This window comes from Streptomyces sp. NRRL B-24085 (assembly GCF_001282115.1).
Classification (GTDB): Bacteria; Actinomycetota; Actinomycetes; order Streptomycetales; family Streptomycetaceae; genus Streptomyces.
Window position 1 is genome coordinate 1 of the sequence record NZ_LJBR01000538.1, and the last position, 4,670, is coordinate 4,670.

At 71.5% G+C, this 4,670-nt stretch carries 5 protein-coding genes; all 5 read right to left on the reverse strand.

All coding sequences use genetic code 11. The features are described 5' to 3' along the window. Nucleotides 1–160: 160 nt before the first annotated feature. A complete protein-coding gene (gene modB, locus AOJ26_RS38875; protein ID WP_053853056.1) occupies nt 161–1,018 on the reverse strand; it encodes a molybdate ABC transporter permease subunit in 858 nt (285 codons plus the stop codon). Beyond that, nucleotides 1,015–1,827, reverse strand: a complete 813-nt coding sequence (modA, locus tag AOJ26_RS38880; protein WP_053853057.1) for a molybdate ABC transporter substrate-binding protein — start codon at nt 1,825–1,827, stop codon at nt 1,015–1,017. Before modA ends, modB begins: the two co-directional genes overlap by 4 nt. Before the next feature lie 192 nt (nt 1,828–2,019). Further along, nucleotides 2,020–2,415 (reverse strand): TOBE domain-containing protein, encoded by a 396-nt coding sequence (locus AOJ26_RS38885; RefSeq protein WP_053853058.1) that lies wholly within the window; start codon nt 2,413–2,415, stop codon nt 2,020–2,022. Between the two features lie 295 nt (nt 2,416–2,710). Next, a complete protein-coding gene (locus tag AOJ26_RS38890) occupies nt 2,711–4,240 on the reverse strand; it encodes a helix-turn-helix domain-containing protein (RefSeq protein WP_053853059.1) in 1,530 nt (509 codons plus the stop codon). Nucleotides 4,241–4,323: 83 nt separating this feature from the next. After that, the gene (locus AOJ26_RS42520) at nt 4,324–4,524 is read right to left on the reverse strand and encodes a DUF4236 domain-containing protein (RefSeq protein WP_007385362.1); all 201 of its coding nucleotides are present in this window, start codon (nt 4,522–4,524) and stop codon (nt 4,324–4,326) included. Between the last annotated feature and the right edge of the window lie 146 nt (nt 4,525–4,670).

Below are 4,670 nucleotides of genomic sequence, written 5' to 3' on the forward strand. Positions count from 1 at the left end.
GTGGTGGGGTTGGCGGTGGTGCGTCGGGTCTCGTCGGCGACGCTGCTGTCACCGGTTCCGGTCGCCATGATGTCGTCGTCGGTCCGGGGTGTCTCGCCGTCACGGTGGCCACGCCACGCCTGCTCCCCGCCTCCGGCCACCCCGCCCCCGCCCGTTCCGGTCATCCCGTCGCCATCCAACGGTCGCGCAGTCCCGCGAGTACCGCCACGGACACCGCCAGCAGGACCAGGCTGAGGGCGATGGCCGCCTCCGGGTCGCTCTGGAGGGCGAGGTACACCGCGAGCGGCATGGTCTGGGTACGGCCGGGGAAGTTGCCGGCGAAGGTGATCGTCGCGCCGAACTCGCCCAGCGCCCGCGCCCAGGCCAGTACGGCGCCCGCCGCGACACCCGGCGCGATCAACGGCAGCGTGACCCGCCGGAACGCGGTGAAGCGGGAGGCGCCCAGGGTCGTCGCCGCCTCCTCGTAGCGCGGGTCGGCGGCCCGCAGGGTGCCCTCCACGCTGATGACGAGGAACGGCATCGCCACGAACGCCTCGGCGACCACCACCCCGGCCGTGGTGAAGGGCAGCGTGATCCCGAACCAGGCGTCCAGCCACTTCCCGACGACCCCGTTGCGGCCCAGCGCCATGAGCAGCGCGACACCGCCGACGACCGGCGGGAGGACCAGCGGCAGGGTGACCAGGGCACGGACCAGACCGCGGCCGGGGAACTCGACGCGGGCCAGCAGCCAGGCCAGCGGGACCCCGATCACCAGGCTCACCGCGGTCGCGGCGGTGGCGCAGACGAGGGAGAGCTGGAGCGCCTGCCACACGGCGGCGCCGGTGAGCTGCTCGGGCATGCCGCGCCAGGGGGCCCGTACCAGAAGCGCGACCAGCGGCACGGTCAGGAACGCCAGGCCGAGCAGTGCGGGCACGAGCAGCGGCAGCGGCACACCGCCGCCGGGCGCGCGGACACGCCGACGCCGCGGCCCGCCCCGAAGGGTCTCGGTCCCGGCGTCGGACGGGTCTGTACGGGTCACGGCTTCAGGAACCCCGCCCCGGTCAGGACCCGCTGGCCCTCGGCGGACCGCACGAGCGCGATGAACGCCTTTGCGGTGGCCGTGTTCCGGGCGCCCTTGAGCAGGGTGATCGGGTAGTCGTTGACGGCGTCGGCGGACTCGGGGAACTCCACGCCCTCCACCTTGTCACCCGCCGCGCGCACATCGGTCCTGTAGACGACGGCCGCGTCGGCCTCCTTCAGTTCGACCTTCGTCAGCGCGGACTTGACGTCCTGTTCGTAGGAGACCGGGGTGAGCTCGAGCCCGCTCGCGTCGAGGGCCTTCTGCGCGGCGGCGCCGCAGGGCACCTCCTTGTCGCACAGCACGACCTTCAGATCCTTGTCCGTGAGGTCCTTCAGCGAACCGATCCCGTCCGGGTTGCCGGGCAGGGTGGCGATCTCCAACTGGTTGCGCACGAAGGTGACGGGCGTGCCCGAGGCGTCCTGGGCGTCCGTGACGATCTTCATCGTCTTGGGGCTGGCCGAGGCGAACACGTCCGCCGGGGCGCCGCCGGTGATGCTCGCGGCCAGCGAGTCGCTGCCGCCGAAGCTGAAGGTGACGTTCGTGCCGGGGTGGGCCTGCTCGAACCGCCGGCCCAGCGTCGTGAAGCTCTCCTTGAGGGAGGCGGCGGCGAAGACGGTCACCGAGCCGGACAGCCGGCCCGATGCGGACGAGTTCGAGGACGAGGAGTCGGTGTCGGACGACGAGCAGGCGCTCAGGACCAGCAGCGCTGCGGCACCCGCGCCGGCCGTCCGCAGGGCCCGGCGGCTCCGGCGCGCGGTAGTGGTCATCACAGGTCCGCTCCCTCTGGTCCTCGTCGTCCCGGCTCCACTCTCGGTGAGGCCGCGTATGCCGATCATACTGACGCAGATGCCAGGCAAAAGCCCCCTGTCGCATCGCATGAGCCGGAACCCTGATCCATCAGGCTGGCATGTGCGTTCGTACGGGAAGGCGGGTCCGTTGTTGCCGGAACGCAGCCCTGCTCAGGTGCGGTCGATGTGCACGTTCGTCGACTTGACCCGGGCGGTGGCCTCGACCCCGACCTCCAGGCCGAGCTCCTCCACGGCCTCCCGCGTCAGCAGCGACACCAGCCGGTGCGGGCCCGCCTGGATCTCCACCTGGGCCGCCACGTCGCCGAGCTTGACGGCGGTGACGATGCCGGGGAAGGCGTTGCGGACGGAGGTGTGGGAGAGGGTCTCCTCACCGCCCCCGCCCTGGGCCAGTTCGACGGAGAAGGCGGCCAGGTCCCTGCCGTCGATGAGGCGTCGCCCGCCCTCGTCCCGGTGCGTGGGCACCCGCCCGGCGTCGGCCCACCGCCGCGCGGTGTCGGGGCTCACGCCGAGCAGCCGGGCGGCCTGGCCGATCGTGTAGGACTGCATAGGCGCCAAGATAGGCGATCGGCTCTGCGGCCGGGTGAGGGCACCGGGGCCGGGCCGCCTGGCCCCTGAGTGCGGCGGAGCCCACCCGGTGGGGGCCGGTAGGGCGACCGCGGCCCCCGCCTCGACGGGCCGGGACCCGGGCCCCGGGTCCCGGACCCCCGGAGGGCCCCGGTAGGGCGACCGCGGCCCCCGCCCTGACGGGTCCGGACCCCGGGTCCCGCCGCCTCTGACCGACCGGATCCTGCCCCCGGCTGCCACCGACCAGACCGACCCGGATCCGGACCCCGCGAACCGCTCAGATGTCCCGGAAGATCTCGATCTGTGCCCCCACCGAGTTGAGCCGCTCGGCCAGGTCCTCGTAACCGCGGTTGATGACGTAGACGTTGCGCAGCACGGACGTGCCCTCGGCCGCCATCATCGCCAGCAGGACCACCACGGCGGGGCGCAGGGCCGGCGGGCACATCATCTCCGCGGCGCGCCAGCGGGTCGGGCCCTCCACCAGCACCCGGTGCGGGTCGAGGAGTTGGAGGCGTCCGCCCAGGCGGTTCAGGTCCGTCAGGTAGATCGCGCGGTTGTCGTAGACCCAGTCGTGGATGAGGGTCTGGCCCTGCGCGACCGCCGCGATGGCCGCGAAGAACGGGACATTGTCGATGTTCAGGCCGGGGAACGGCATCGGGTGGATCTTGTCGATCGGCGCCTCCAGCTTGGAGGGGCGGACCGTGAGGTCGACGAGGCGGGTGCGGCCGTTGTCCGCGAAGTACTCCGGCGTGCGGTCGTGGTCGAGCCCCATCTCCTCCAGGACCGCCAGCTCGATCTCCAGGAACTCGATCGGCACCCGGCGCACCGTCAGCTCCGACTCCGTCACCACGGCCGCGGCCAGCAGGCTCATCGCCTCGACCGGGTCCTCGGAGGGGGAGTAGTCGACGTCCACGTCGATGTGCGGCACACCGTGCACGGTGAGGGTGGTGGTGCCGATGCCCTCGACCCTGACGCCCAGCGCCTCCAGGAAGAAGCACAGGTCCTGGACCATGTAGTTGGAGGAGGCGTTGCGGATGACGGTGACGCCGTCGTGGCGGGCGGCCGCGAGCAGCGCGTTCTCCGTCACGGTGTCGCCGCGCTCGGTCAGCACGATCGGGCGGTCGGGGCGGACCTCGCGGTCGACCCGGGCGTGGTACTGGCCCTCGGTCGCGGCGACGTCCAGGCCGAACCGGCGCAGCGCGATCATGTGCGGCTCGATGGTCCGGGTGCCGAGGTCGCAGCCGCCGGCGTAGGGCAGCCGGAAGGCGTCCATGCGGTGCAGCAACGGGCCGAGGAACATGATGATCGAGCGCGTGCGGACGGCCGCCTCGGCGTCGATGGCGCCCATGTCCAGCTCGGCCGGCGGCACGAGTTCGAGGTCGACGCCACCGTTGATCCACCGGGTGCGCACCCCGATGGAGCTCAGCACCTCCAGCAGGCGGTAGACCTCCTCGATGCGGGCGACCCTGCGCAGCACCGTGCGCCCCTTGTTGAGGAGCGAGGCGCAGAGCAGGGCCACGCACGCGTTCTTGCTCGTCTTGACGTCGATCGCGCCGGAGAGCCGACGACCGCCGACCACCCGCAGATGCATCGGGCCCGCATAGCCCAGAGAGACGATTTCGCTGTCCAGCGCTTCACCGATACGGGCGATCATCTCAAGGCTGATGTTTTGATTGCCGCGCTCGATGCGATTGACGGCGCTCTGACTGGTGCCGAGCGCCTCGGCAAGCTGTGACTGCGTCCAGCCCCGGTGCTGTCGGGCGTCACGGATGAGCTTGCCGATACGTACGAGGTAGTCGTCTGCCATGCGGTTGAGGCTATCTCAGATATGAGATGGCGCATTTTGGGGGGTCCGTTCGGGGGAGGGGCCCGGACGGACCTGGGGCAACGTCAGTGACGCTTGGCGGTACGGGTCCGACGCCACCCGAAAGGTCCGGGCAAGTCCACCGATGTCGTACGGCGTCCCGTGCTGCTGTGGGTGTGCTTCGGCCCGTGGCTTCCGCCGCCGGTCGTGATGGACCAGGAGTGCCGGTTGATGTTCAGCCGCACCCCGGGAAGAATCCGGAAACTCTTGCGGAAAGTGAGCGGCATGGGGCCCTCCCCTTGAAGTTCGGTCGCGTGCTTTCGACGTCGTTCGCATACCCCGGCTCGGCGAAGAGATGGGTGTCGCCTTCGCACCGACCCGTGGTGGTGGGCGAGTGGGGGAGGCGGGGTTGGCGGTGGAGGTGTGGTGCGGA